This is a genomic window from Rhizobium sp. GCM10022189 (assembly GCF_042656325.1).
Lineage (GTDB): Bacteria > Pseudomonadota > Alphaproteobacteria > Rhizobiales > Rhizobiaceae > Rhizobium.
The window spans coordinates 67,897-92,853 of record NZ_JBHSOR010000002.1 but is presented as its reverse complement, the minus strand read 5'-3'; the positions used below and the strand labels follow the sequence as shown (position 1 = coordinate 92,853).

The 24,957-nt window shown below is 62.6% G+C and carries 27 protein-coding genes; 19 read left to right on the top strand and 8 right to left on the bottom strand.

What is annotated here, in order from left to right; translation table 11 throughout:
- Positions 1–29: 29 nt before the first annotated feature.
- Entirely contained in the window at positions 30–1,337 is a 1,308-nt protein-coding gene (gene purB, locus ACFPWW_RS00650) for an adenylosuccinate lyase (protein ID WP_112705285.1), read from the top strand.
- 45 nt (positions 1,338–1,382) lie between these two features.
- On the opposite strand, the gene ACFPWW_RS00645 is transcribed toward purB, so the two are convergent.
- Together ACFPWW_RS00645 and ACFPWW_RS00640 are read right to left on the bottom strand one after the other, a co-directional pair.
- A complete protein-coding gene (locus tag ACFPWW_RS00645; protein WP_377309881.1) occupies positions 1,383–1,850 on the bottom strand; it encodes a low affinity iron permease family protein in 468 nt (155 codons plus the stop codon).
- Between the two features lie 123 nt (positions 1,851–1,973).
- On the bottom strand, positions 1,974–2,777 hold the full coding sequence (locus ACFPWW_RS00640) for a DUF2189 domain-containing protein (protein ID WP_112567621.1): 804 nt from the start codon (positions 2,775–2,777) through the stop codon (positions 1,974–1,976).
- 160 nt (positions 2,778–2,937) lie between these two features.
- On the opposite strand from ACFPWW_RS00640, the gene ACFPWW_RS00635 reads away from it, so the two are divergent.
- From ACFPWW_RS00635 to ACFPWW_RS00605, 7 genes are all read left to right on the top strand, one after another.
- Positions 2,938–3,492 carry an RBBP9/YdeN family alpha/beta hydrolase gene (locus ACFPWW_RS00635; RefSeq protein ID WP_377309879.1) on the top strand — a complete coding sequence of 185 codons (555 nt, stop codon included), beginning with the start codon at positions 2,938–2,940 and terminating at the stop codon, positions 3,490–3,492.
- 65 nt (positions 3,493–3,557) lie between these two features.
- Complete coding sequence (locus ACFPWW_RS00630) at positions 3,558–5,888, top strand: putative bifunctional diguanylate cyclase/phosphodiesterase (RefSeq protein WP_377309877.1); 2,331 nt, start codon at positions 3,558–3,560, stop codon at positions 5,886–5,888.
- A 231-nt stretch (positions 5,889–6,119) separates the two neighbouring features.
- Positions 6,120–6,884 carry a phosphoribosylaminoimidazolesuccinocarboxamide synthase gene (gene purC / locus ACFPWW_RS00625; protein ID WP_112567615.1) on the top strand — a complete coding sequence of 255 codons (765 nt, stop codon included), beginning with the start codon at positions 6,120–6,122 and terminating at the stop codon, positions 6,882–6,884.
- Between the two features lie 34 nt (positions 6,885–6,918).
- The gene (gene purS, locus ACFPWW_RS00620; protein ID WP_112567613.1) at positions 6,919–7,161 is read left to right on the top strand and encodes a phosphoribosylformylglycinamidine synthase subunit PurS; all 243 of its coding nucleotides are present in this window, start codon (positions 6,919–6,921) and stop codon (positions 7,159–7,161) included.
- Positions 7,162–7,180: 19 nt separating this feature from the next.
- The gene (locus ACFPWW_RS00615) at positions 7,181–7,438 is read left to right on the top strand and encodes a hypothetical protein (RefSeq protein WP_112567611.1); all 258 of its coding nucleotides are present in this window, start codon (positions 7,181–7,183) and stop codon (positions 7,436–7,438) included.
- Complete coding sequence (gene purQ / locus ACFPWW_RS00610) at positions 7,435–8,106, top strand: phosphoribosylformylglycinamidine synthase subunit PurQ (protein WP_112567609.1); 672 nt, start codon at positions 7,435–7,437, stop codon at positions 8,104–8,106. The genes ACFPWW_RS00615 and purQ overlap by 4 nt, the downstream gene beginning before the upstream one ends.
- Before the next feature lie 23 nt (positions 8,107–8,129).
- The gene (locus ACFPWW_RS00605) at positions 8,130–8,534 is read left to right on the top strand and encodes a hypothetical protein (protein ID WP_112567607.1); all 405 of its coding nucleotides are present in this window, start codon (positions 8,130–8,132) and stop codon (positions 8,532–8,534) included.
- Between the two features lie 49 nt (positions 8,535–8,583).
- Here ACFPWW_RS00605 and ACFPWW_RS00600 read toward each other — a convergent pair whose 3' ends face one another.
- Positions 8,584–8,838, bottom strand: coding sequence for a DUF1127 domain-containing protein (locus ACFPWW_RS00600; protein ID WP_112705281.1), 255 nt, complete (start codon positions 8,836–8,838; stop codon positions 8,584–8,586).
- Between the two features lie 80 nt (positions 8,839–8,918).
- Between ACFPWW_RS00600 and ACFPWW_RS00595 the strand changes: the two genes are divergently transcribed.
- The 4 genes from ACFPWW_RS00595 to ACFPWW_RS00580 all read left to right on the top strand — a co-directional run bounded on the left by ACFPWW_RS00595 (position 8,919) and on the right by ACFPWW_RS00580 (position 13,771).
- Entirely contained in the window at positions 8,919–10,337 is a 1,419-nt protein-coding gene (locus tag ACFPWW_RS00595; protein WP_112567603.1) for a PLP-dependent aminotransferase family protein, read from the top strand.
- Positions 10,338–10,462: 125 nt separating this feature from the next.
- Positions 10,463–11,044 carry an acyloxyacyl hydrolase gene (locus ACFPWW_RS00590; protein WP_112705279.1) on the top strand — a complete coding sequence of 194 codons (582 nt, stop codon included), beginning with the start codon at positions 10,463–10,465 and terminating at the stop codon, positions 11,042–11,044.
- 239 nt (positions 11,045–11,283) lie between these two features.
- Positions 11,284–13,518 carry a phosphoribosylformylglycinamidine synthase subunit PurL gene (purL, locus tag ACFPWW_RS00585; RefSeq protein ID WP_112567599.1) on the top strand — a complete coding sequence of 745 codons (2,235 nt, stop codon included), beginning with the start codon at positions 11,284–11,286 and terminating at the stop codon, positions 13,516–13,518.
- A gap of 19 nt (positions 13,519–13,537) precedes the next feature.
- Positions 13,538–13,771, top strand: coding sequence for a BolA/IbaG family iron-sulfur metabolism protein (locus ACFPWW_RS00580; protein WP_112567597.1), 234 nt, complete (start codon positions 13,538–13,540; stop codon positions 13,769–13,771).
- 122 nt (positions 13,772–13,893) lie between these two features.
- Here ACFPWW_RS00580 and ACFPWW_RS00575 read toward each other — a convergent pair whose 3' ends face one another.
- Complete coding sequence (locus ACFPWW_RS00575) at positions 13,894–15,039, bottom strand: hypothetical protein (RefSeq protein WP_112757656.1); 1,146 nt, start codon at positions 15,037–15,039, stop codon at positions 13,894–13,896.
- 166 nt (positions 15,040–15,205) lie between these two features.
- On the opposite strand from ACFPWW_RS00575, the gene ACFPWW_RS00570 reads away from it, so the two are divergent.
- Positions 15,206–15,436, top strand: a complete 231-nt coding sequence (locus ACFPWW_RS00570; RefSeq protein ID WP_112757654.1) for a hypothetical protein — start codon at positions 15,206–15,208, stop codon at positions 15,434–15,436.
- Positions 15,437–15,449: 13 nt separating this feature from the next.
- On the opposite strand, the gene ACFPWW_RS00565 is transcribed toward ACFPWW_RS00570, so the two are convergent.
- Positions 15,450–16,358, bottom strand: coding sequence for a LysR family transcriptional regulator (locus ACFPWW_RS00565; RefSeq protein WP_112757651.1), 909 nt, complete (start codon positions 16,356–16,358; stop codon positions 15,450–15,452).
- Positions 16,359–16,470: 112 nt separating this feature from the next.
- Between ACFPWW_RS00565 and ACFPWW_RS00560 the strand changes: the two genes are divergently transcribed.
- The 6 genes from ACFPWW_RS00560 to hisC all read left to right on the top strand — a co-directional run bounded on the left by ACFPWW_RS00560 (position 16,471) and on the right by hisC (position 22,342).
- A complete protein-coding gene (locus ACFPWW_RS00560; RefSeq protein WP_112757649.1) occupies positions 16,471–17,136 on the top strand; it encodes a glutathione S-transferase family protein in 666 nt (221 codons plus the stop codon).
- Between the two features lie 26 nt (positions 17,137–17,162).
- Positions 17,163–17,984, top strand: a complete 822-nt coding sequence (locus tag ACFPWW_RS00555) for a c-type cytochrome (protein ID WP_112705276.1) — start codon at positions 17,163–17,165, stop codon at positions 17,982–17,984.
- Positions 17,985–18,130: 146 nt separating this feature from the next.
- Positions 18,131–18,466 carry a Grx4 family monothiol glutaredoxin gene (grxD, locus tag ACFPWW_RS00550; RefSeq protein ID WP_112567585.1) on the top strand — a complete coding sequence of 112 codons (336 nt, stop codon included), beginning with the start codon at positions 18,131–18,133 and terminating at the stop codon, positions 18,464–18,466.
- 137 nt (positions 18,467–18,603) lie between these two features.
- Complete coding sequence (locus ACFPWW_RS00545; RefSeq protein ID WP_112567583.1) at positions 18,604–19,851, top strand: multidrug effflux MFS transporter; 1,248 nt, start codon at positions 18,604–18,606, stop codon at positions 19,849–19,851.
- Between the two features lie 119 nt (positions 19,852–19,970).
- Positions 19,971–21,251: a multidrug effflux MFS transporter gene (locus tag ACFPWW_RS00540; RefSeq protein ID WP_112757645.1), complete on the top strand. Its 1,281-nt coding sequence runs from the start codon at positions 19,971–19,973 to the stop codon at positions 21,249–21,251.
- Positions 21,252–21,283: 32 nt separating this feature from the next.
- Entirely contained in the window at positions 21,284–22,342 is a 1,059-nt protein-coding gene (hisC, locus tag ACFPWW_RS00535; protein ID WP_112758197.1) for a histidinol-phosphate transaminase, read from the top strand.
- A 24-nt stretch (positions 22,343–22,366) separates the two neighbouring features.
- On the opposite strand, the gene ACFPWW_RS00530 is transcribed toward hisC, so the two are convergent.
- The 3 genes from ACFPWW_RS00530 to ttcA are packed head-to-tail and all read right to left on the bottom strand — an operon-like array spanning position 22,367 to position 24,950.
- Positions 22,367–23,191: an inositol monophosphatase family protein gene (locus ACFPWW_RS00530; RefSeq protein ID WP_377309870.1), complete on the bottom strand. Its 825-nt coding sequence runs from the start codon at positions 23,189–23,191 to the stop codon at positions 22,367–22,369.
- A gap of 17 nt (positions 23,192–23,208) precedes the next feature.
- Entirely contained in the window at positions 23,209–24,039 is an 831-nt protein-coding gene (locus ACFPWW_RS00525) for an inositol monophosphatase family protein (RefSeq protein ID WP_112567575.1), read from the bottom strand.
- A 44-nt stretch (positions 24,040–24,083) separates the two neighbouring features.
- Positions 24,084–24,950, bottom strand: a complete 867-nt coding sequence (ttcA, locus tag ACFPWW_RS00520) for a tRNA 2-thiocytidine(32) synthetase TtcA (protein ID WP_112756386.1) — start codon at positions 24,948–24,950, stop codon at positions 24,084–24,086.
- Positions 24,951–24,957: the final 7 nt, after the last annotated feature.

Sequence of the window (24,957 nt, the reverse complement as noted above, 5' to 3'; positions counted from 1 at the left end):
CTACTGTCACGAAATGAAGGCGCTCGCCCATGATCCCTCGTTATTCCCGGCCAGAGATGGTCGCCATCTGGTCTCCCGAAACCAAGTTCCGCATCTGGTTCGAGATCGAGGCGCACGCCTGCGACGCGCTTGCCAACCTCGGCGTGATCCCGAAATCGGCGGCCGCCACCATCTGGGAAAAGGGCGGCAAGGCGACCTTCGACGTTGCCCGTATCGACGAGATCGAAGCAGTCACCAAGCATGACGTCATTGCCTTCCTGACCCACCTTGCCGAAATCGTCGGCCCCGACGCCCGCTTTGTCCACCAGGGCATGACCTCCTCCGACGTGCTCGACACGACGCTGAACATCCAGCTCGTACGCGCCGCCGATATCCTGCTTGCCGACATGGACCGCGTTCTGGCGGCACTGAAGACGCGCGCCTTCGAGCACAAGGATACGATCCGCATCGGCCGCAGCCACGGCATCCATGCCGAGCCGACGACGATGGGCCTGACCTTCGCCCGCTTCTACGCCGAGATGAGCCGCAACCGCGCCCGCCTCGTCGCGGCCCGCGCCGAAATCGCCACCGGCGCCATTTCCGGCGCCGTCGGCACATTCGCCAATATCGACCCGCAGGTCGAGGAGCATGTCTGCGCCGCCCTCGGCCTCGTGCCGGAGACCGTTTCCACGCAGGTCATCCCGCGGGACCGCCACGCGATGTTCTTCGCGACACTCGGCGTCATCGGCTCGTCGATCGAAAACGTCGCGATCGAGATCCGCCACATGCAGCGCACCGAAGTGCTGGAAGCTGAAGAATTCTTCTCGCCGGGCCAGAAGGGCTCCTCGGCCATGCCGCACAAGCGCAACCCGGTCCTGACCGAAAACCTGACGGGCCTTGCCCGCCTCGTGCGCATGTCGGTCGTGCCCGCGATGGAAAACGTGGCCCTCTGGCACGAGCGCGACATCAGCCATTCGAGCGTCGAGCGCGCCATCGGCCCGGATACGACCATCACGCTCGATTTCGCGCTGAACCGCCTGGCCGGCGTCATCGAGAAGCTCGTGGTCTATCCCGAGAACATGATGAAGAACCTCGACAAGTTCCGCGGCCTCGTCCATTCGCAGCGCGTCCTGCTGGCGCTGACGCAGGCCGGCGTCTCCCGCGAGGACGCCTATCGCCTCGTGCAGCGCAACGCCATGAAGGTCTGGGAACAGGGCAAGGACTTCCTTGAAGAACTGCTGGCCGACGCCGAAGTGCGCGCAGCGCTTTCGGAAGCCGATATCCGCGAGAAATTCGATCTCGGCTACCACACGAAACACGTCGATACGATCTTCCGCCGCGTCTTCGGCCAGGCCTGACCGGCCGGGGTCATGGCATGAAACGGCGCCTGCGGGGCGCCGTTTTCATTTGCGCTTGCGCGATGCTGTCGCCGGCGCCGCGCGCTTCCTTTTCTCCGGCTTGGCGGCGGATAGATCGGCCTGCTTCTCGGTCGTCCGGCGGGCCTCGGTCTCGCCCCTGCCCTTGGCCGCCTTGGCCACCAGCCGGTCGAGATGCTTGAGGTCCTCCTCGTCGAGGTTTTCGATGCCGATGAAGCGGTTCTCGGCATGGCTCGTCAGGATGATTTCGTCGAGCTTGGCCTGGATGGCGCGGGTGTCGCGCGTCTGCGCGTTCTGCAGCACGAAGACCATCAGGAAGGTGATGATCGTCGTGCCGGTATTGATCACCAGCTGCCAGGTTTCGGAATAGTCGAAGACGGGGCCAAGGGCGGCCCAGATGATGACGGCGATGAGCGCCAGAATGAAGCTTACGGGCTTGCCCGCCCACTCCGATATCCTGGTGGCGAAGCGGGCGAACACATGGCGTACGGTCACCTGGAAATCCTCCTTCGAAGCCGGCGCAAGACAAACTCCAGGCACGGTTGCGAGGTTCCGGGCGCTGTGGAAATTCCGGGGTATCGGGAGAGTTTGCGATACCCCGGCAACGTGCCGCTGCCGCTACATGGCTTCGCGGGCAATCAGCTTGCGGTAGAGATGCCATGTCGCATGGCCGAGGATGGGAATGACGAGCGCCAGGCCGACAAAGACCGGGATCGTGCCGATGACGAGCAATGCCGCGACGATCAGGCCCCAGAACAGCACCGGCACCGGATTGGCGGCGGTTGCCCGGACCGAGGCGACCATTGCGGCCACCGCCCCGCAATCCCTGTCGAGCAGCATCGGGAAGGTCACGACCGTGATCGCCAGAACGACGAGCGCAAAGCCGAGACCGACCAGGTTGCCCCACAGGATGAGCTGCATGCCTTCCGGCGTGCCGAACACCTGCTGCAGGAAGAGCGAGGTGGAGCGCGGGAAAACCTCGCCGAGGAGATTTGCGTAAATGGTCTGTGCGGTGACCAGCCAGACGGTGAAGATGCCGAACAGCAGCAGGCCGACGGCGATGATCGACGGCAGGGCCGGTGAACGGCGCACCTCGAGCGCATGTTGCCAGGACGTGTCGAGCCCGGCCTCGCGCCGGCGGCTGATTTCATAGAGACCGACCGCGGCGAGCGGGCCGATCAGCACGAAGCCCGACATCAGCGGAAAGACCATCGGTGCGAGATTGGCGCCCGAGGTCAGCATCGTCAGGAAGATGCCGGCGATCGGATACATGAGACACAGGAAAACGTAATGCGAAGGCTTCTCGCGGAAATCCTCGAAACCCAGCCTCAGCGCATCGAAGACGTCGGCTATGCTGATGCGATTGATCGCAGGCCGTGCGAAACTTTCGCCGGCACCTGTCATGACATGAAATGTCGCCATGGCTTTCTCCTCCTCAGCCAAGATGAAGCCGGAGGCGAGTATGTCGGCACGATAGGCCGACACGAGAACGCAACCGGCACAAAGTGACAATAGCAAATTTCTTGAGCTAAGTCGCTCTTTCCCTTGACATCGCGGTTAAGCTTTCTCACATCGGCGCACTATGAAAGCTTCAGACGCAGATATTCTCATCGTTCCCGGCTATACCAATTCCGGCCCCGACCATTGGCAGAGCCGCTGGGAAGCGAAACTTTCCACCGCGCGCCGCGTCGAGCAGGCGGAGTGGTCCAAGCCCGTGCTCGAGGACTGGGTGGCCCGCATCGCCGAAGAGGTGAACGGCTGCACGCGCCCCGTCGTGCTCGTCGCCCACTCGCTTGGCGTGCCCTCGGTGATCCACGCGATCCCGCTGTTTCGCAAGCGCGTCGCCGGTGCCTTCTTCGTGGCGCCGCCCGATGTCGCCAATCCGGATATCCGCCCGAAGCACCTGATGACCTTCGGCCCCTACCCGCGCGATCCGCTGCCTTTCCCGTCGATCACCGTCGCCAGCCGCAACGATCCTTTCGGCACCTACGAACATGCCGACGATATCGCCAGCAGCTGGGGTTCCTTCCTGGTGGATGCCGGCGAATCCGGTCACATCAATGCCGAATCCGGCCACGGCCCCTGGCCGGAAGGCACGATGGTCTTTGCCCAGTTCCTGAGCCGCCTGCCCGGCTGACGAAGCCGAAAAATCCGGTATTTCCAGAGAATTAAGAGATGGCTTTCTAAGCATTTCTTAATGGAATGGCCGCAGACTGCGCCGACGCCAGAAAAGCGAGAGCGCCCGTGAAGCAAAGCCAGCCGCCAAAAGCCGCCGATGCCAGTCGTGACGAGCCGGCGGCCGACGGGTTTGCAAGCTACACCGACGATTCCGATATTGCCGAGCGCGAGAGCCGGTGGAACTATGCGCTCGTCGGCTCCGGTCTCGGTGTCTGGGACCACAATTACCGGCTCGACAAGAAATTCTATTCGCAGACCTGGAAAAGCATTCGCGGCATGGCGCCCGACGAGCAGGCCGACGGCGATTACGAGGCCTGGCTGCAGCTCGTCCACCCCGACGATCGCGATTTTGTCGTCAACGCCATCGAGCGCCAGAATGCCGGCGACCCCGACTATCATGTCTTCGAGTATCGCGAGCGGCACCGGGACGGCCGCTGGGTCTGGATCGAATGCCGCGGCGCGCCCGTCGAATGGGATGAGAGCGGCGCGGCCCAGCGCGTCGTCGGCACCGACACCGACATCACCGCGCGCAAGGAAACCGGGGAGATGCTGGCGCAGCTTTCCCGCCGCCTCGACCTTGCCCTGCAGATCAGCGATATCGGCGTTTTCGAAGCCGATATCGATCATGAAACCGTGGAATGGGACGACAGGCTGATCGCCATCTACGGCCTGAAGGGCTTCGATCGCCGGACGGCGGTGACGGCCTGGCCGCAGGCGATCCATCCCGACGATCGCGAGCGCGTGCTCGGCACCGTCGAGCGCCATGTCCGCGACCAGACCGGCTTCAATCACGAATTCCGCATCGTCAGGGGCGACGGCGCCGAGCGCATCATCCGCGCCCGCGGCGCCTTCTTCGTGGACGGCAACGGCTGCCGCAAGCTCATCGGCGCCAATTGGGACGTGACGGAGGAAGTGGCGCTGCGCAACGAGTTGCAGCGCGCCAAGGACCTGGCCGAAGCGCGCAACCGGGAACTCGAAGCCGCCAAGGAAAGCATCGAGCATCTGGCCCTGCACGACTATCTGACCGGCCTGCCGAACCGCCGCTATCTCGACAAGATGGTCGAGGCCTATTCGGCCCGTTGCCGCGAGGAAGGCACGGCGCTCGCCATCCTCCATATCGATCTCGACCGCTTCAAGCAGATCAACGACACGCTCGGCCACCGCGCCGGCGACCATATGCTCAAACATGCCGCCCGGGTGCTGCGCGATTCCATTCGCGCGACCGATTTCGTGGCGCGCATCGGCGGCGACGAATTCGTCATCCTCTGCATCGTCGATACCGCCTCGAAGAAGATTGCCACCGTCGCCGAGCGCATCATCCGCGAATTGCGCAAGCCCATCAAATATGAGGGGCACGATTGCCGTTTCGGCGCCAGCATCGGCATCGCCATCGACGCCGGTGCGCGGCTCGACGAAAAACAGCTCCTGCTCAATGCCGACATCGCGCTCTACCGGGCCAAGGGCTCCGGCCGCAACCGCCACGAATTTTTCTCCAATGCCGCGCGCCGCTCGATCCTGACGGCCAAGCGCCTTGCCGACGAAATCCTGATCGGCCTGGAGCGCAACGAATTCGTGCCCTTCTACCAGCCGCAGTTCGATGCCCGCACGCTCGACATTGCCGGCATCGAGACGCTCGCCCGCTGGCAGCACCCCGAACACGGGCTGCTGGCGCCCGATCGTTTCCTCGATATCGCCGAGGATCTCGATGTCGTTTCGACCATCGACGCGCTGATCCTCGAACGCGCCATCGCCGACCGCAAGGCCTGGATCGGCGAAGGTTTTGCCGTCCCCCGCATCTCGGTCAATGTCTCCGGCCGGAGACTGTCCGATCCGCAGCTCGGCAAGAAGCTGCGTTCGCTGAAGATCGAGCCCGGCACGGTGTCCTTCGAACTCCTGGAATCGATCTCGCTCGACGATTGCGACGATGCGGTCGCGGCCAATCTCAAGAAGCTGAAGCAGCTCGGCATCGATATCGAGGTCGATGATTTCGGCACCGGCCACGCCTCGATCGTCAGCCTGCTGCGGCTGAGCCCGAAAACGCTGAAGATCGACCGCGAACTGATCGGCCGGCTGCCGCAATCGGCCGAGCAGCGCAAGCTCGTGCGCTCCATCGTCGAGATCGGCCGTTCGCTGAACATCCTCGTGACCGCCGAAGGTGTCGAGACGACCGATCACGTCCGCATCCTGCAGGAGATCGGCTGCGACATGCTGCAGGGTTACGCGCTTGCCCGGCCGATGCCGGCCCGGCAGATCCCGGCTTTTGCCCGCGAGGAAGGCTGGCGGCGTCCGGAGGGCGAGGCTCGCGCGCTGCAGAGGGCTCTGCGCCGCTCCGTTTCCAGGACGGCCTCCAGATAAGGGCCTGTATAACCCGTCCGGGATTTTGCCTTCATTCCACCGTAAAGAAAAAGGCGGTAGTCTCCCCTTGGCAAGATTTCGATTCTCTATGCGGTTTTCCCGCCCGAGGCCGGAAACCGGGGAAGGAGTGACAGGCGGATTGTGAAACTCTCTCTTTTCCTTTAAGGGGACGCCACGAGATCGATCCACGCGCGCCATCCCAAGAGCGCCAACAGCTAGAGAATAACCACAATGAACCGTCGCCGCCGTATCTACGAGGGCAAGGCAAAGATTCTGTATGAGGGACCTGAACCGGGCACGCTGATCCAGTTCTTCAAGGACGATGCCACCGCTTTCAACAAGAAGAAACACGAAGTCATCGATGGCAAGGGCGTCCTCAACAACCGTATTTCCGAATACATCTTCAGCCATCTGAACAAGATCGGCATTCCCACCCACTTCATCCGCCGGCTCAACATGCGCGAGCAGCTGATCAAGGAAGTGGAGATGATCCCGCTCGAGATCGTCGTGCGCAACGTCGCCGCCGGCTCGCTCGCCAAACGCCTCGGCATCGAGGAAGGCGTGGTCCTGCCGCGCTCGATCATCGAATTCTATTACAAGTCCGACACGCTCGAAGACCCGATGGTCTCCGAAGAGCACATCACCGCCTTCGGCTGGGCCAATCCGGCCGAGCTTGACGACATCATGGCGCTCGCCATCCGCGTCAACGACTTCATGACCGGCCTCTTCCTCGGCGTCGGCATCCAGCTTGTCGATTTCAAGATCGAATGCGGCCGCCTGTTCGAAGGCGACATGATGCGCATCATCCTGGCCGACGAAATCTCGCCCGACAGCTGCCGCCTCTGGGATATCGAGACGCACAAGAAGATGGACAAGGACCTCTTCCGCCGCGATATGGGCGGTCTGCTGGAGGCCTATTCCGAAGTCGCGCGCCGTCTCGGCATCATCAATGAGAACGAGCCCGTGCGCGGCACCGGCCCGGTTCTGGTCAAGTAAAAACCGTCTGGTCAAGCAAAGCAGGGAAAAACAAGTGATCAAGGCTCGCGTCACCGTCACGCTGAAAAACGGCGTTCTCGATCCTCAGGGCAAGGCCATCGAAGGCGCGCTCGGCGCGCTCGGCTTCGGCGGCGTCGGCCATGTCCGCCAGGGCAAGGTCTTCGACCTGGAACTGGAAGGCACCGACAAGGCCAAGGCCGAGGCCGATCTCAAGGCAATGTGCGAAAAGCTGCTGGCCAATACGGTGATTGAGAACTATACTATTTCTCTCGACTAGGGGTTGTGAGGAATAATCGATGGCTGAAGTAAACCAAGAGCTTCTGTTTGAAATCCTGAGGAGGATTCAGACAGATGTGTCTTCCGTAAAGGAAGGGCAGCGCGATATGCGCCAGGAGATGGTCAGCTTTCGAAACCACATGCATGTCATGCAGGGCGACATAAACAATCTGCGCGGTACGATTGGCCAAATTCTTGATCGGCTCGACCGTATCGAAAATCGTCTCGAACTTCGAGAACTGGCAGAAGCACAAGCAAGGTTTGAACCGCAACCATGAAATCAGCCGTCGTTCAACTTCCGGGCCTCAACCGCGATCGCGACATGATCGCCGCTCTCACCAAGATCTCCGGTCACAGGCCGGTGACGATCTGGCAGACGGAGACGGAAATCCCTGACGTCGACCTGATCGTCATTCCCGGCGGCTTCTCCTACGGCGATTACCTGCGCTGCGGCGCCATTGCCGCGCGCATGCCGGTCATGCAGGCGATCATCGAGAAGGCCAACAGGGGCGTGAAGGTTCTGGGCGTCTGCAACGGCTTCCAGATCCTCGTCGAAGCCGGCCTGCTGCCCGGCGCCCTGATGCGCAATGCCTCGCTGAAATTCGTCTGCCGCGAGATCAAGCTCGAAGTCGTCAATGCCGAGACGGATTTCTCCCGCGCCTATGAAAAGGGCCAGATCATCCGCTGCCCGGTCGCCCATCACGACGGCAATTATTTCGCCGATGCCGAGACGTTGTCCGCCATCGAAGGCAATGGCCAGGTCGTCTTCCGCTATGCGGAAGGCACCAATCCGAACGGTTCGGTCAACGACATTGCCGGCGTCATGAATGCCAGGGGCAACGTTCTCGGCATGATGCCGCATCCGGAAAATCTCATCGAAGCCGCCCATGGCGGTTCGGATGGCCGCGGCCTGTTCGCTTCGGCGCTCGACGTCATCGCCGCCTGATTTCCGGCCAGAGAACAAGACAGATGCGCCCTCGCCTTTTCGCAGCCATTGCTCACGCCGCTGCCTTTGCCGGCCTTGCCGCACTCGTCGCCGCCTGCCAGTCCTCGACACCCGCAAAGGGGCCGGACCGCAGCGCGCTGTCGACGATGGAGCGTGTGGCGCTTGGCGCCAACAGCTGCTGGTTCAAGTCGGGCGACGCGGCTTTTGCCGCTTACAAGCTGGCACCGGAACTCAATTCCTTCTCCGGTCGTCCGCGCATTCTCGTGGTGCACAAGGGCAGCCCGGAAAGCCGGCCGCTGCTCGTCGTGCAGGCGGAAGGCAATCCGGCGAGAATGCAGGCCTTCGGCCCGATGATGTCCGAGCCCGTCGCCGGCCGCATCGCCGCCGATGTGACCCGCTGGTCCGGCGGCAACCGCGCCTGCAGCTAAAGCAATTCCAGCAAAAGTGGGAACCGCTTTTGCGGGAATTGCTCCAGGCTCAATCCCAGAAAAACGACTTGCTGACTTCGCGTGCGGCATCGGACCGCGACAGGCCGATATCCTTGAGCTGGTCCGCCGTCAGCCCGCGCAGCGCGCGGCGCCCCTCCCGCTTCTGCTGCCACAGGCAAAAGGCGGCCCACAGCCGGCCGAGCCATGTCTTGGCCGGCGCCTGCCTGGGGAGAACAATCGCATGCGGGCTATCGATAGAGACAATCGATACAATATCGCACTTTACTTGAGGTACAACGGACATCCTTGGCTCCTGTTGTTTCCGCTCATGGGATTGTCACATAGTCTTGACAGGGTAAGGGTGACAATCTAATCATTGTCACCATGACAAATTGGCTCCCCGATCTCTCGCAGGGCTCCGGCCCGGTCTATATGCGGCTTGCGGACAATATCGAATCCGCCATTGCTTCCGGCGCCTTGCCGGCGGGCACGAAATTGCCGCCGCAGAGAAACCTCGCCTATGACATCGGGGTGACAATCGGAACAATCGGCCGCGCCTATGCGCTGGTGCATGAACGCGGTCTCGTTGCCGGCGAAGTCGGCCGCGGCACCTATGTGCTCGACCGCGCCAATACGCCCCCGAGCGAACAGGCCGATCCGCTTACCCTTTCTCTGAGCGGCACGCGCATTGCGGAGGCCCCGGCAAACAAGCTTCGCTTCGACACGACCGCCGCCCCCGATCTCGGTCAGGGCAAGGTCATTGCCGGCATCATGGCCGAGATCGGCGAGCAGCACCTGGCGGAAATCTCCTCCTATTCGCGCAGCTTTCCCATGAACTGGTTCGAGGCCGGCCGTCTCTGGCTGGCGCGCAACGACTGGTCGCCGGAGGTCGAAAACGTCGTCCCCACGCTCGGCGCCCATGCCGCGGCCATTGCCGTCATCGCCGCCGTGTCTGCGCCCGGTGACAAGATCGTCTTCGAAAACCTCACCTATACGCAGGTCAGCCGCAGCGTGCGCCTGCTCGGCCGGCGTACGCTGACGGTGGAGTCGGACGAGAACGGCGTCATCCCCGAGGATTTCGAGCGGCTCTGCCAGCAGCAGCATCCGAAGCTCATCTTCCTGATGCCGACGGTCCACAATCCGACGCTCGCCATCATGCCCTATGCCCGGCGCGTCGCCATTGCCGAGATTGCCAGGCGCCACGGTGTGTGGATCATCGAGGACGACCTTTACGGCGGCATGGCCAATGACGATACGCCGCTGCTGGCCTCGATCGCGCCCGACCGCACTTTCCTGGTCAACGGCCTGTCGAAATCGGTTGCCGCGGGCGTGCGCGGCGGCTGGGTGGCCTGCCCGCCGCATTTCGCCCAGCGCATCAAGGTCACGCACAAGATGGTGACGGGCGGCCTGCCCTTCATCCTCGCCGAAACCTGCGCGCGGCTGGTCGCCAGCGGCAAGGCGCACGAGATCCGCAATACATGCGTCGTGGAACTGTCTGCCCGCGTCGGCCTCGCCCGCGAGCATCTGCAGGGCTTCGAATTCGAATCCCACCCGCACGCGCCCTTCCTCTGGCTCAAGCTGCCGGAGCCCTGGATGTCCGGCACCTTCAAGAATGCCGCCTACCGGGACGGCGTGCTGGTGGACGACGAGGACGAGTTCAAGGCCGCCCGCGGCGAGAAGGCCTACCACCGGGTGCGCATCGGAATCTCCTCGCCGAAGGATAGAAGCGAGATGCTGTCGGGGCTTATGATCTTGAAAAGACTGCTGGAAAACGGCGGCTCGGCCTATGATGGGGAGATCTGAACTGTTGCAATTCGGTGTCAGGAATGTGGAAAAGCCCCTGATCGGAAGAGCGGCGCTTTACCGCTGATGCCTGCATGTTACCTCTGTCCTGTCCCGCTGTTCAGGCGGGAATCAAAGGACAGCAGATGAAATTCGATCTTCCTTCGTTCCTGCTGCGCCTGTCCGGTATCGCGTCGGTCGCAGCAATTGCCAGCAGCTTGGGAATGTCATCGGCGGCGGCGGCCGCAGACAAGGTCTTCGACGAATTGCGCTTCGGCGCATCCGCCTCCATCCAGGGCGGCCATTCGGGTGAAGACGGCGTCTTTCCCGAAATAACGGCCCTTTTCGACCCCTTCGGCTTCGAGCAGGCGACGGGCTGGAAACAGCAGCTCATGCACCCGCGCGTCCATGTCGGCACCTCGATCGGCACGGCTGGCGAAGCGACGCAGTTTTTCGCCGGTTTCACCTGGACCGTCGATCTCAGCGACAGGATCTTCGCCGAAGCCGGTTTCGGCGGTGTCGTCCACACCGGCGATCTTCGCGGCAATGACGACGGTCCGGATCTCGGCTGTCGCGTGCTGTTCCACGAATATCTCGGCGCCGGCTATCGCTTCGACAGCAACTGGAATGTCATGGCGCAGCTCGCCCATTCCTCGAACGCCAATCTCTGCGACGGCCCGAATGACGGCATGACCCGCGCCGGGCTGATGGTCGGCTACAAATTCTGACCGTGGCGACCGCCGGAGACGGCATTGTGAAGCTTATGTGCCGGCCCTCTGTTGACGGCAGGCATTTTCCTGTCGCGCGCGGTTCCTACATAAGCTAAAGACACGACAAACGCGCTAGAGCATGCCCGTTATTCGCTTGAATCGCAGGCATGCTCTATCTCTTTGTTTTCACGCATTCCGGACGCAAAACCGCTGCGCACTTTCGCTGGATTGCTCTAGGCAGGGACTTTCAAGAGCTCATGACCATTCCAAACACCATCAAGATCACGCCGGAACTCATCGCCTCGCACGGTCTCAAGCCGGATGAATACCAGCGCATTCTCGATCTGATCGGCCGCGAACCGACTTTCACCGAGCTCGGCATCTTCTCGGCCATGTGGAACGAGCACTGCTCCTACAAGTCTTCCAAGAAGTGGCTGCGCACGCTGCCGACCAAGGGGCCGCGGGTCATCCAGGGACCGGGCGAAAATGCCGGCGTGGTCGATATCGATGACGGCGATTGCGTCGTCTTCAAGATGGAGAGCCACAACCACCCCTCCTATATCGAGCCCTATCAGGGGGCCGCGACCGGCGTCGGCGGCATCCTGCGTGACGTCTTCACCATGGGCGCGCGCCCGATCGCTGCCATGAACGCGCTGCGCTTCGGCGAGCCCGACCATCCCAAGACCCGCCACCTCGTCGCCGGTGTGGTTGCCGGTGTCGGCGGCTACGGCAATTCCTTCGGCGTGCCGACGGTCGGCGGCGAAGTGGAATTCGACGCCCGCTATAACGGCAACATCCTCGTCAACGCCTTTGCGGCAGGTCTTGCCAAGTCGAACGCCATCTTCCTGTCGGAAGCCAAGGGCGTCGGCCTGCCCGTCGTCTATCTCGGCGCCAAGACCGGCCGCGACGGCGTCGGCGGCGCCACCATGGCATCGGCCGAATTCGACGAATCGATCGAGGAGAAGCGCCCGACCGTTCAGGTCGGCGACCCCTTCACCGAAAAGTGCCTGCTCGAAGCCTGCCTTGAGCTGATGCAGACGGGTGCCGTCATCGCCATTCAGGACATGGGCGCCGCCGGCCTCACCTGCTCGGCTGTCGAAATGGGCGCCAAGGGCGACCTCGGCATCCTGCTGGAACTCGACAAGGTGCCGGTGCGCGAAGAGCGCATGACGGCCTACGAGATGATGCTGTCGGAAAGCCAGGAGCGCATGCTCATGGTCCTGCAGCCGGAAAAGGAAGAGGTAGCCAAGGCGATCTTCGTCAAGTGGGGCCTCGATTTCGCCATCGTCGGCAAGACCACCGACGACCTGCGCTTCCGCGTCATGCATCAGGGCGAGGAAGTCGCCAACCTGCCGATCAAGGATCTCGGCGACCAGGCGCCGGAATATGACCGCCCCTGGCGCGAATCCGACAAGCGCGCGCCCCTGCCGGCTAATCTCGTTGCCGCTCCCACGGATTACAACGAAGCGCTGCTCAAGCTCGTCGGCTCCGCCAACCAGTCCAGCCGCCGTTGGGTCTACGAACAGTACGACACGCTGATCCAGGGCAATTCCCTGCAGCTTCCGGGCGGTGACGCCGGTGTCGTGCGCGTCGAGGGCCACCCGTTGAAGGCCCTCGCCTTTTCCTCCGACGTCACCCCGCGCTACGTCGAGGCCGATCCTTTCGAAGGCGGCAAGCAGGCCGTCGCCGAATGCTGGCGCAACATCACGGCAACGGGCGCCGAGCCGCTGGCCGCGACTGACAACCTCAATTTCGGCAATCCGGAAAAGCCCGAAATCATGGGCCAGTTCGTCGGCGCCGTGAAGGGCATCGGCGAAGCCTGCCGCGCGCTCGACTTCCCGATCGTCTCCGGCAACGTCTCGCTCTATAACGAGACCAACGGCGTCGCCATCCTGCCGACGCCCACCATTGCCGGCGTCGGCCTGATGCCCGACTGGCGCAAGATGGCCCGCATCGGCAGTGCGGCCGAAGGCGACAGGGTCCTGCTCATCGGCACCGACGGCAGCCATCTCGGCCAGTCCGTCTACCTGCGCGATATTGTCGGCAGCGCGGAAGGCCCGGCGCCGGAAGTCGATCTCTTTGCCGAGCGCCGCAACGGCGATTTCGTCCGCTCCGTCATCCGCAACGGCCAGGCGACTGCCTGCCACGACATTTCCTCGGGCGGTCTTGCGATCGCGCTCGCCGAAATGGCGATGGCCTCGGGCAAGGGCTTGCGCATCAGCCTCAGCGAAGGCAAGGGTGCCGCGCATGCCCTGCTCTTCGGCGAGGATCAGGCGCGCTACGTTCTCACGGTCCCGAAGGATGTCGCCGATTTCGTCTGCGCCAATGCCGAAGGCGCCGGCGTGCCCTTCCGCCGTCTCGGCACCGTCCAGGGGGATGCGCTCGTCGTCGACGATCTGATCGCCCTGCCGATTCAGCAATTGCGTGATGCCCATGAATCGTGGTTCCCTGATTTCATGGATAACAGCGGCGAGCTTGTCGCTGCGGAATAATGTATAGGGAGTAACGATCATGGCGATGACACCCGGCGATATCGAAGACATGATCAAGGCCGGGATTCCCGGTGCCAAGGTAACGATCCGCGATCTGGCGGGCGACGGCGACCACTACGCCGCCGAAGTCGTCGCGGAAGCCTTTCGCGGCAAGAGCCGCGTGCAGCAGCATCAGATGGTTTACGAGGCGCTGAAAGGCAACATGGGCGGCATCCTGCACGCGCTTGCCCTGCAGACCTCGGCGCCGGATTGAAATCCGGGTTCTACTGAAGAACGGAAACGAACGGCCCGGCTGGAAGAATTTTCCCGCCGGGCCTTTTGACGATCGGACGGACCCGCGCGAAGGCGATCGACGCTCTCTGCTGGTGTGCAGGTTCAGGCCGGAAGCTTGCTCTGCTCGGGATAGGCAAAGACGGAGGCCGGCATCGGCCCGGCGGTCAGCAGCGTGAAATCGAAGGCGGATTTCGTGTCCGGCCCCAGCACATATTGCCGGTGCACGCGCAACTGATCCCCGCGGATCTTCCTGTAATGCTCCGGCGTCAGCATCTGCCGCACGCGGATATGGATCATGCTGGCCTGCGGCGCGTCCGGGTGGCCGGAAACGCTGACGACCGGCACCTTGTAGAAATTGATCGAGTCCGTCAGGCACTGCACGTCCAGCCAGAAAATATCCGGGCAACGGGCAATCAGACCGACGCGCGAGCGCAGCAGCGTTGCCGACGACATCAGCGCGCATTGCAGGATGGCGCAGCCGAGTGTCGCAAACACCACGCGCTTGCCCTTGAAGACGTCCGGCTCCCGCTCCAGCAGGATGCCGACGACATGGGCGGCGACGCTGGAGCCCATGCTGTGCGAGGAGATGACATATTCGTCCGCCTCCTCGTCGAGCGCTGCGCGCATCGCGCTTGCGCATTGCTCCAGCCAGTCGTTGAATTCGGGCCTGTCCATGCGCGCCAGCGCCACGGCCATTTCCCAGTCGGCGAAGAGGTGCAGCGTGTGGAAACGCTCGGAAAAGGGCAGAAAGCCGAAGATGAAGAAAACGGCCGCCAGCGGCGCGCTCCAGCCGAAGTGCCAGCCCGGAAGGCCGAGCCAGTAATGCAGCGTCAGGATCTGCAGCGCGACGAGGATCGCGAACGCCGTCAGCAGGAAGGGAAAGATGAAGAACAGGCCGAAGCGCCAGGCATGGCGGAAATAGCCGGCCATGCCGCCCTCGCGCACGACCTGCCAGAAGCTGGCAAAACCCGACGCGATCCGCCCGGCCGTATTGCCGGCGCGCAATCGCTGCACCAGCTCATTGTGATCGAAGACATGCACGCGCGTCTGCGTTTGCCAGCCGTCGGCACCGGTGCCGACATCGAAGGAAACATGGTGCCGGTCGTCGGCGGCACCGGTCGCGACATTGTAGCCCCAGACGGAGGCGCTTTGCCTTGCACTGCGCTCGTAGCGCGCCCGATGCGCTGCGCCATCCAGTGGTTCGAATCCGGGAAAATGCAGCACCACCCGCTTCTCGACGAGTTTCATAGTCTTTTTCTTCTTTCAGGCGGGTTGAATGCGCCGTTGATCGAGTGACCGGTTCGCTTGAAAATACGGCGAAAAAACGGATAAAAACCTCGAGCCGCCTTGCTAAGCGAACTCCTCGGGAATTCAATAGGAAAAGCGGCGTTTCGATAGGATTGAGGGGGATTTTGTGGCCAATCTCGTGAACGAACTTGTATCAGGCGTCATCGACAGCGTGCTGAAGGAAATTCTGAAGAAGACGGCGGGCCGCACCACGACCAAGCGCAAGCGCCGCAAGGCCGCATCGGCCACAACGGGCCGCACCACCCGCAAGGCAGCGTCGGTGAGCCGCAAACCGGCCCGCAAACAGGTGAGCAGGCGCCGTACCGCCGCCGGCCGCAGCAAGCAGCGGCGCGCATAGGCCGGCAGACGCTTCAGACCTTCTCCCCCATCACCAGCCGCATCGTCTGCACCTTTTTCATCAGGTGCTCGGTCAGGAAATCGAGAACGATGCGGATGCGCGGCGTCTGGCGGTTGCGCTCATGCGCGAGCAGCCAGACTTCCTTGCCGGTCTGCACGTCGACCGGCATGCAGCGGATGAAATCCGGCTCGTTCATGCCGATCATGTCCGGACAGATGCCGATGCCGTCACCGGCCTTGACGCTGAAGAAGGCGGACATGAGGCTGCTGTGGCGCAGGACGATGTTATCAGGCGGAAAATGCGTGTTCATCCACTCCGTCAGCCTGTCCGGCCGCGCCCGCTCGACGATGCAGATGAAGCCGTGCTTGCTGAAATCGGCCGTCGTGGTGGGGTAGCCGTTCGCTTCCGCATAGGCGCGGCTGCAATAGACGCTCCAGGTGTCGTTGATGATGCGCCGCCCGAAGAGCGCGCCGTCCGTCGGCGGGTCGCCGGCCCGCAGCGCAATATCGGCCTCCCAGGACAGATCGAGATAATCGTCGCTCGCCACAAGCTCGATCCGGATATCGGGATTGAGCTGGCGGAACTGCTGCAGCGGAAATTTCAGGAAATGGCTTGAGATCAGTTCCGGCGTCGTCAGCCGCACCGTGCCGCTCAAACCCCGGCAGATGACGCGGGCCTCGCTTTCGAAGGCCGAATGGGCAGCCTCCACCGCCTCCAGCTTGCCGAGCAGGCCGAGCAGCGTATCGGTCGGCACATAGCCGCTGCGGCGCTTTTCGAACAGGCTCAGCCCAAGCTGGCCTTCGAGCACGGCAATGCGGCGCATGACCGTGCTCTGGCTGGTATTGAGCACGCGCGAGGCCGCGAGCGTTGAGCCCTCGCGCACCACATGCAGCAGAAATCTGAGATCGCCCCACTCCACCATGCATCCATTATGCAAAAATGCAGAACCAACTTTCAATATCGGTGTTTGAGCCCGCCCAAGAATTGCCTTAGCAGATCGCCGCCGCCGTTTCTATTCCCGGGTAGTAAATATCATGAAGCTTATATACGATCCGACCTCGACATCTTCGCGCATCGCCTCTTTTTTCCTGTTTGACCAGAATGTCGAGTTCGAAGAACAGATCATCTCGATCGCCGACGGAGAGCAATACACGGCCGAATTTAGCGGCATCAATGCCAATGCTCAGGTTCCCGTGCTGGTCGATGGCGATTTCACTGTGGCGCAGAGTTCGGCGATCATCCGCTACGTCGCCCTGAAATATGAAATGCCCGTCTATCCGGCGGAACTGCAGGCCCGCACCCGTGTCGACGAGGCCATCAGCTGGTTCCAGACGAATTTCCACGTCTTCCACTGCGTCCTGCTTTCCTACACCCATATATTGCCGCCCCTGCTGGCGCTGGAGGCAAAGACGCTTGCCGCGATGCGCGCGATCGGCGCGCAGGGCAGCCGCAAATATCTGCAGGTTCTCAACGACCGCATGATCGGCGACGGCGAGTTCGTCTGCGGCAGCGAAATCACGCTTGCAGACTATGTCGGCGCCGCCAACGTCACGCTCGGCGCTTTTGCGGATGTCGATCTCTCCGCCTTTCCCAATGTCCTGCGCTGGCTTGCGACGCTGAGGGAACGCCGCGGCTGGAACCTTGCCTATGGCGATTTTGAACGGGCTGTTGCCGCAAGGCAGCGTCCGGCCGCCGCCTGAACCATATCTTCCTGGGAGGTCTTCAAATGTTTCGCATCCTGAAAATCGTTCTCGCCGCACTCGTCGTTCTCTGTCTTGTGGCGGTTGGCGCCGTCTACAGCCTGTCCGAAATGCGGCTCGCAAGGAGCTACGATCTGGCGGCCGCCGATTTCACCGTCAAGACGACGCTGTCGCCGGAGGAATCGGAACGGCGCGCCCGCACCTTCATGTGCGGCGGCTGTCACCGCGATGCCGGCAATGTCCTGCTGGACGACCCCGCGCTCGGCCGCCTCGTCGCACCGAACCTGACGCGGCTGGTTCCCGAATATACCGATGCCGAACTGGTGCGCCTCATCCGCCACGGCATCAAGCGGGACGGCACCGGCGCCGTCATCATGCCGGCCAGCAACCTCTCCAATATTTCGGACGAGGACATGGCCGATATCATCGCCTGGCTGCGCAGCCAGAAGCCGCTTCCCGATGCCGTCGACGGCGGCACGAGCTGGGGGCCTGTCGGGCGAATCGCGCTGGCGCTCGGCCAGATCCCCTTCGAGGCCGACGACGTGGCGCCGGGTTTCAAGCCGGCGGCGGCGCGCCCGGCCGATATCGGCGAATATATGTGGAAGACGGATTGCAGCCACTGCCACAATCTCGATACCGAGAAACAGTCGCCGGCCTTCAAGGCCCCTGCCCTGAAGCCCCTCGCGCAATCCTATCCGCCCGAACAGTTCAAGGCCCTGCTGCGCACCGGCAAGGGCATGGGCGGACGCGACCTCGGCGTCATGACCGAAGTCTCGCAGTGGGACTTCAGCCACTTCACCGACAGCGAGATTGAACAGATCCAGGCTTACCTCGCCAGGGAGCAGTAACACATGGGCAACAATACCAGCCGCAGAGTGTCGCGGATTGGTCTTTTTTTGGTTTGGGCGGGTGGAATTCCCGCCCCCACATGCTATCTAAGGAAAATGATTGAAACGGCGGGCCTTTAACCTGCCTGTTGAAAGGATTAGGTCCCATGAGCGGTATCAACGAATTCATCGACAACGAAGTCAAGAGCAACGACGTCGTCCTCTTCATGAAGGGCACGCCGCAGTTTCCGCAGTGCGGTTTCTCCGGCCAGGTCGTGCAGATCCTCGACTATCTCGGCGTCGACTATAAGGGCATCAACGTGCTCGCCGATTCGGAAATCCGCCAGGGCATCAAGGATTACTCCAACTGGCCGACGATCCCCCAGCTCTACGTCAAGGGCGAGTTCATCGGCGGCTGCGACATCGTCCGGGAAATGTTCCAGGCCGGTGAGCTCCAGCAGCATCTCCAGGAAAACGGCGTCACGGTCAAAGGCGCCGCCTGATCGGTCATCGGGCGTCCGTCCGGTTTCCAAATCTGTATTTTGAGTTCGAGGCGCTGCGCCAAGCAGCGCCTTGACCTGTTTATGGGAATTTCATTGTGACAGATTCATCACAAGCCATGTCCGCGGGTCGGCTGCCCATGGGCAAGCTGGAATTTATCGCGCTTGCGGCTTTCATGATGGCCGTCAACTCGCTGGCGATCGACATCATGCTGCCCGCATTGCAGCAGATCGGCGCGAGTCTCGGTGTCGAAAACGAAAATCATCGCCAATATGTCGTTTCCGCCTATCTGTTCGGCTTCGGCCTCGCCCAGCTTTTCTACGGCCCGCTGTCGGACCGCTTCGGCCGCCGCGTTCCGCTGCTGATCGGCCTCAGCATCTACGTCGTTTCCGCTTTCGGCATCGCCGTCGTGCCGACCTTCGCCGGGCTTCTGGCGCTGCGCTTCATCCAGGGCCTCGGTTCGGCCGCCACCCGCGTCATCACCATCTCCATCGTCCGCGACGTCTACGGCGGCCGGCAGATGGCGGAGGTCATGTCGCTCATCATGATGGTCTTCATGATCGTGCCCGTCATTGCGCCCGGCAGCGGCCAGATCATCATGCTCGTCAGCACCTGGCACATGATCTTCGTCTTCATCGGCACGATGGCGACGGCCGTCGGCATCTGGATGTATCTGCGCCTGCCCGAAACGCTGGATCCGGCCAATGTGCGCCCGTTCACGGCGCGCTCCATCCTGCAGGGTTTTGCGATCTTCCTTTCCAACCGCATCGCCCTCTGTTACACCATCGCCAGCACGATCCTGTTCGGCGCGCTGTTCGGCTTCATCAATTCCGCCCAGCAGATCTATGTCGGCATTTACGGGCTCGGCGTATACGCGCCGGTGGCTTTCGCCGGCGTGGCCCTGTTCATGGCCTTCTCGTCCTTCATCAATTCCCAGCTCGTCGGCCGTTTCGGCATGCGCCGCCTGTCGCACGCCTCCATCATCGGCTTCTGCCTCTTGAGCTTCGTCTGGCTTCTGGTGCAAGCCTTCGGGCCGCAGCCGATGCCCTTTGCGATCTTCATCGTCTTCTTCGCGCTGGTCATGTTCCAGTTCGGCTGGATCGGCTCCAACTTCAACTCGCTCGCCATGGAGCCGCTCGGCCATCTTGCCGGCACGGCCTCCTCGGTGATCGGCTTCATGAGCACGGTCGGCGGCGCCTCGATCGGCGCCATGATCGGGCAGGCCTATAACGGCACGGCAACGCCGATGATCGCCGGTTATTTCGTCGTCTCGCTGATCGGCATCGTCTTCGTGCTGATCGCCGAAAAGGGCCGGCTGTTCAGGGCGCAGCACGCGCCGCTGTCGAAGGACGCATCGCTTTCGAGCTTCACCGATATCGGCCACTGATATCGGGCACCGGAAGCTTCCAGACACATCAGGCGGCGGGGCATTCTGGTAGGGGCTCGCCGCATCCCGCTTCATTCGGCCGCGTTGCGGCCGCTCTTGCGTCATTCAGGGGGATTCGAATGACTCCGACACACAAACCGCATACGGAAAACCAGGGCTCGGCCCGCATCGGCATGGGCTTCGTCGAATTCGTGGTGACGATCGCCATCATGACCGCCTCGATCGCCATGGCGATCGACAGCATGCTGGCGGCATTGCCGAGCATCGGCCATTCGCTCGGCGTGACCAACAACAACGACACGCAGCTCGTCATCGGCGTGTTCTTCTTGGGCTTCGGCGCCTCGCAGATCGTCTTCGGCAGCCTGTCGGATGCCTTCGGCCGCCGCAACATCCTGCTCGGCGGCCTCGCCTGCTATGTCATCGGCATGTTTGCGGCGGCTGCCACCGGCAGTTTCGAAATGCTGCTGGTCATGCGTTTCGTCCAGGGCATCGGCGGCGCGGCCGTGCGCATCACCACCATGGCGATCGTGCGCGACTGCTTCGGCGGCCGCGAGATGGCCCGCGTCATGTCCTATGTCATGATCGTCTTCATGATCGTGCCGATCGTTGCCCCCTCCGTCGGCCAGCTGATCATCACCTATGCCGAATGGCACTGGATCTTCATCCTGCTCGGCGTCGTCGCCTCGATCCTTTTCGTCTGGGCGCTCCTGCGCCTGAAGGAATCGCTGCCGCCGGACGAGCGCATTCCGCTCTCCTTCGCCGCCGTTGCCGATGGTTTCAGGACGGTTCTGACCAACCGAATCACCTGCGGCTACATGATCGGGCTCACCATGTTCACCGGCGTCATCAGCGCCTATGTCATCTCGGTCCAGCAGGTCTTCGGCGAAGTCTACGGCCTCGGCGACTGGCTGCCGATCGCCTTTGCCGCGACGGCAGGCGGCATCGCGGTCGCAAACTTCCTGAACGGCATGCTGGTGCGCAGCTTCGGCATGCGCCGCATCTCCCATGCCGCCATGCTGCTCTTCACCATCATTTCGGCAATCGGCTTTGTCGCAGCCCTCGGCGGCACGCCGTCCTTCGCCTTCTCCTATGCGCTCTTCTCGATCCTCCTGATGATGTTTGCCGTGATCGCCACCAATTTCACGGCCATCAGCCTGGAGCCGATGGGCAACCTCGCCGGCACGGCAACGGCGGTGACGGGTTTCGTCTCCACCACTTTCGGCGCCGTTCTCGGCGGCGTCGTCGGCCAGCTCTTCAACGGCACCGTCCAGCCGCTCTTCGGCGGTTTCGCGCTCTTCGGCGCCATTACCATCGTCATGGTGCTCTGGGCCGAAAAGGGCAAGCTTTTCACCCACCCCGGCGACAGCCCGCAGATCGACCCCGGCGCCGTTCACATGTAATGGTGCTTGAGCGCCAATATTGGAAGGTGATGATGAGCCGTTTCTGGAGCCCCGTCGTTCATTCCCTGACACCCTATGTGGCGGGCGAACAGCCCGTCATCGAGGGCCTCGTGAAGCTGAACACCAACGAGAACCCTTACGGCCCCTCGCCGCATGCGCTGGCGGCGATTGGGCAGGCGGTCAACGACACGCTGCGCCTCTACCCCGAGCCGACCGGCCTGAAGCTGCGCCAGGCGATTGCCGCAAGCCACGATCTCGATCCCGGCGAAGTGTTCGTCGGCAACGGCTCGGACGAGGTTCTGGCCCACACGTTCCAGGCGCTCCTGAAGCACGAGTTGCCCCTGCTCTACCCCGACATCAGCTACAGCTTCTACCCGACCTATTGCCGCCTCTACGGCATCGAATTCCGCGAAATCCCGCTGGATGAGAAGATGCGGGTGAGGATCGAGGATTACCGCCAGCCCTGCGGCGCGATCATCCTGACCAACCCGAACGCACCGACCGGAACGGCGCTGCCGCTCACGGCGATCGAAACGCTGATATCCGAGCACCCCGATCAGGTCGTCGTCATCGACGAAGCCTATGTGGATTTCGGCGGTGAGAGCGCCATTCCGCTGGTCCGGAAATACCCGAACCTGCTCGTCGTCCAGACCTTCTCCAAATCGCGCGGCCTCTCCGGCCTGCGCGTCGGTTTCGCCGTCGGCCAGCGCCCGCTCATCGACGCGCTGGAACGGCTCAAGGACAGTTTCAATTCCTATCCGCTGGACAGGCTGAGCCAGGCCGGCGCCGTCGCCGCCTGGGAGGACCGGGACTGGTTCGAGAAACATTGCGAACTGATCATCGCCAGCCGCGAGCGGCTGACGGCAGCCCTTGGCGAACTCGGCTTCGAGGTCCTGCCCTCATCCGCCAATTTCGTCTTTGCCCGCCATAGCATCCGCGGCGGTGCGGAGCTGGCGGCGGAACTGCGCAAGCGAGCAATCCTCGTCCGGCATTTCCGCAAGGAGCGCATCCAGGATTTCCTGCGCATCACCATCGGCACCGATGCCGAATGCGACAGGCTGCTGGACGCGCTGAGGGAGATATTGGCCTGAACGCACATTCAGGCCGCCTCGGGCTCAGACCGTGAAAACCTCGCGGCGCAGGATGTCCCAGCTGTCCCTGTCGGGCGCAATCAGCAGTCCGCCGGTGACATGGTGCGGCAGATAGGCCGAGCCGTCGAAACGGGCGGCATGGGCGCCGGCTTCCTGGCAGATCAGTGTGCCGGCCAGATGATCCCAGGGCATCAGCTTGTTATACATCAGGTAATGCACATGGCCGCCGGCAAAGGTGCGGTATTCGTGGGCAGCACAGCGGTAGTTGGTGAGGAAGCGCACCGTGGCGAGATTGCCGAGGATTTCGGCGCGCTTTTCCTGCGGCAGGTAGCCGGTGGAGGCCATGCCGACCATCTGGTCGAGCGCAACCGGCGCTGCCACCTTGAGCCGCTGCGCCTCGCCGTCCGGCCGCCGCAACCAGGCGCCGCCGCCCTTTTCCGCCATGACCCAGTCGTCGCCCATCGGATCGTAGATGATGCCGGCAACCGTCTCGCCCTTGGAAACGACTGAGGCCATGACGCCGAAGGCCGGAATGCCGGCAGCAAAGTTGAACGTGCCGTCGACCGGATCGACGACGATGGCGAGATCCGCCCCCGCGAGCCTGTCGAGCAGCGACGCGTCGGCGGCAACCGATTCCTCGCCGATGAACAGCGCTTCCGGCCAGAGGCGCTGGGCTTGCGCCTTCATCAAACGTTCGGCCTGCTCGTCCGCCTCGGTTACGAGATCGGTCGCTTCCGTCTTGGCGCGCACGTCGCCGCTGCCCAGCCGGCGAAAGCGCGGCAGGATCTCGGCTTTCGCTGCCTGCCGCAGGAGATCGGCAAGCTTCATCGTATCTATGGCAGTCGTCATGGCGCTTTCCTTTCGGTCTATCGGTGGCCGACGATCTCGCTGCGGATCATCTGCCAGCTTTCCCTGTCGGGAGCCGAGATGATGCCGCCGGAAATCTCGCCCGGCCTGTAGGGCGTTCCGTCGAATTTCGCGGTATGGCCGCCGGCTTCCTGATGCGTCAGCACGCCGGCAAGATGGTCCCACGGCATCAGCTTGGCGTGGCCGATGAAATGCAGTTTGCCGGACGAAGCCATCCAATATTCATAGGCCGAGCAGTTGAAGGCGAAGGTCATGCGGATCTTCGCCATGTTGCCGGCAATGCGCGAACGATCCGGCTCCTCCATATGGCTGCAGGCCATGGCGCCGACCATGCGGCCAAGCTCGACCGGTTCTGCGACCTTCAGGCGGACCGGCTCGCAATTGCGCTTCTGCTGGAAGGCGCCGGCACCCTTGAGGGAAATCACCGTATCGCCGAGCGCCGGATCGTGAATGATGCCGGCAACCGTCTCGCCCTTGACCGTTACGGCGAGGATCGTGCCGAAGACCGGCAGGCCGGCGGCGAAATTGAAAGTGCCGTCCACCGGGTCGATGACGAAGGCAAGATCGGCATCGGCAAGCGCCGGCACCACCGACCGGTCCGCCTCATAGGCCTCCTCGCCGACGATGAGCGCATCGGGAAAGCGCTCGCGGATCGCCGCCGTCAGATAGGCCTCGGAGCGCAGGTCGGCCTGCGTGACGAGATCGACGGAGGAGGTTTTTTCGGAAACGTTGGCGGCGGCCGCATTGCGGAACCGCGGCATGATTTCTTCTTCGGCGACATGCCGCAGGCAATCGCCGAGAAACTCTATGTCATTGTCTGAGAAAATCATTCTGGACTCGTTGCATGGATCTGCAGAGGCTCATAGCAAGTCCGTTATGACGTTTGGGTGACGCTCAGCGCAGAAAAGTCGAAAAGTTTGGGGTCGAGCAGATGCGACGGGTTCACATGCGCGAGCGCCCGCAGCATCGTGTCCTTGCGGCCGGGCATGCGGCGCTCGATATCGGCAAGCATGTCCTTCATCGCATTGCGCTGCAGGCCGTCCTGCGAGCCGCAGAGATCGCAGGGGATGATCGGAAACTGCATGGCGGCCGCGAATTTCGCCATATCGTCCTCCGCGCAGTAAGCGAGCGGACGCAGCACCATCAGGTTGCCTTCGTCGTTCAGAAGCTTCGCCGGCATGGCGGCCATGCGCCCGCCGTGGAAGAAGTTCATGAAGAAGGTTTCGAGGATGTCCTCGCGGTGATGGCCGAGCACCAGCGCGTCGCAGCCCTCTTCCCTGGCGATGCGGTAGAGATTGCCGCGCCGCAGGCGCGAGCAGAGCGAACAGTAGGTCGCCCCCTCCGGCACCTTCTCCTTCACGATCGAATAGGTGTCGCGATATTCGATCCGGTGTTTGACGCCGATCCGGGTGAGATAGTCCGGCAGCACATGTTTCGGAAAGTTCGGCTGGCCCTGGTCGAGATTGCAGGCGATCAGTTCCACCGGCAGCAGGCCGCGCCATTGCAGGTCGAGCAGCAGCGCCAGCAGCCCGTAGGAATCCTTGCCGCCGGAAATGCCGATCAGCCAGCGCTTCTGGCCTTTCAGCATGTCGAAATCGTCGAAGGCCTGGCGCACCTGCCGCAACAGCCGCTTGCGCAGCTTGTTGAAGGAAACGGAGTGAGGCGCATCGGCAAACAGCGCATGGCCGATGCCGGGGTCGGCCGCTTCCAGATCGTCGGCAATATTGGCTGCGATATTCATCTTCCTA

Coding starts and splice junctions, on each gene's coding strand:
- ACFPWW_RS00590 (WP_112705279.1), top strand. CDS start 10,463: ATGAAATTCGATCTTCCTTCGTTCCTGCTGCGCCTGTCCGGTATCGCG.
- grxD (WP_112567585.1), top strand. CDS start 18,131: ATGAGCGGTATCAACGAATTCATCGACAACGAAGTCAAGAGCAACGAC.
- ACFPWW_RS00560 (WP_112757649.1), top strand. CDS start 16,471: ATGAAGCTTATATACGATCCGACCTCGACATCTTCGCGCATCGCCTCT.
- ACFPWW_RS00615 (WP_112567611.1), top strand. CDS start 7,181: ATGGCTGAAGTAAACCAAGAGCTTCTGTTTGAAATCCTGAGGAGGATT.
- ACFPWW_RS00605 (WP_112567607.1), top strand. CDS start 8,130: ATGCGCCCTCGCCTTTTCGCAGCCATTGCTCACGCCGCTGCCTTTGCC.
- ACFPWW_RS00525 (WP_112567575.1), bottom strand. CDS start 24,039: ATGATTTTCTCAGACAATGACATAGAGTTTCTCGGCGATTGCCTGCGG.
- ACFPWW_RS00600 (WP_112705281.1), bottom strand. CDS start 8,838: ATGTCCGTTGTACCTCAAGTAAAGTGCGATATTGTATCGATTGTCTCT.
- ACFPWW_RS00575 (WP_112757656.1), bottom strand. CDS start 15,039: ATGAAACTCGTCGAGAAGCGGGTGGTGCTGCATTTTCCCGGATTCGAA.
- purB (WP_112705285.1), top strand. CDS start 30: ATGATCCCTCGTTATTCCCGGCCAGAGATGGTCGCCATCTGGTCTCCC.
- ACFPWW_RS00540 (WP_112757645.1), top strand. CDS start 19,971: ATGACTCCGACACACAAACCGCATACGGAAAACCAGGGCTCGGCCCGC.
- hisC (WP_112758197.1), top strand. CDS start 21,284: ATGAGCCGTTTCTGGAGCCCCGTCGTTCATTCCCTGACACCCTATGTG.
- purQ (WP_112567609.1), top strand. CDS start 7,435: ATGAAATCAGCCGTCGTTCAACTTCCGGGCCTCAACCGCGATCGCGAC.
- ACFPWW_RS00565 (WP_112757651.1), bottom strand. CDS start 16,358: ATGGTGGAGTGGGGCGATCTCAGATTTCTGCTGCATGTGGTGCGCGAG.
- ACFPWW_RS00630 (WP_377309877.1), top strand. CDS start 3,558: ATGGCCGCAGACTGCGCCGACGCCAGAAAAGCGAGAGCGCCCGTGAAG.
- purL (WP_112567599.1), top strand. CDS start 11,284: ATGACCATTCCAAACACCATCAAGATCACGCCGGAACTCATCGCCTCG.
- ACFPWW_RS00640 (WP_112567621.1), bottom strand. CDS start 2,777: ATGGCGACATTTCATGTCATGACAGGTGCCGGCGAAAGTTTCGCACGG.
- ACFPWW_RS00595 (WP_112567603.1), top strand. CDS start 8,919: ATGACAAATTGGCTCCCCGATCTCTCGCAGGGCTCCGGCCCGGTCTAT.
- ACFPWW_RS00545 (WP_112567583.1), top strand. CDS start 18,604: ATGGGCAAGCTGGAATTTATCGCGCTTGCGGCTTTCATGATGGCCGTC.
- ttcA (WP_112756386.1), bottom strand. CDS start 24,950: ATGAATATCGCAGCCAATATTGCCGACGATCTGGAAGCGGCCGACCCC.
- ACFPWW_RS00580 (WP_112567597.1), top strand. CDS start 13,538: ATGGCGATGACACCCGGCGATATCGAAGACATGATCAAGGCCGGGATT.
- ACFPWW_RS00555 (WP_112705276.1), top strand. CDS start 17,163: ATGTTTCGCATCCTGAAAATCGTTCTCGCCGCACTCGTCGTTCTCTGT.
- ACFPWW_RS00530 (WP_377309870.1), bottom strand. CDS start 23,191: ATGACGACTGCCATAGATACGATGAAGCTTGCCGATCTCCTGCGGCAG.
- purC (WP_112567615.1), top strand. CDS start 6,120: ATGAACCGTCGCCGCCGTATCTACGAGGGCAAGGCAAAGATTCTGTAT.
- ACFPWW_RS00635 (WP_377309879.1), top strand. CDS start 2,938: ATGAAAGCTTCAGACGCAGATATTCTCATCGTTCCCGGCTATACCAAT.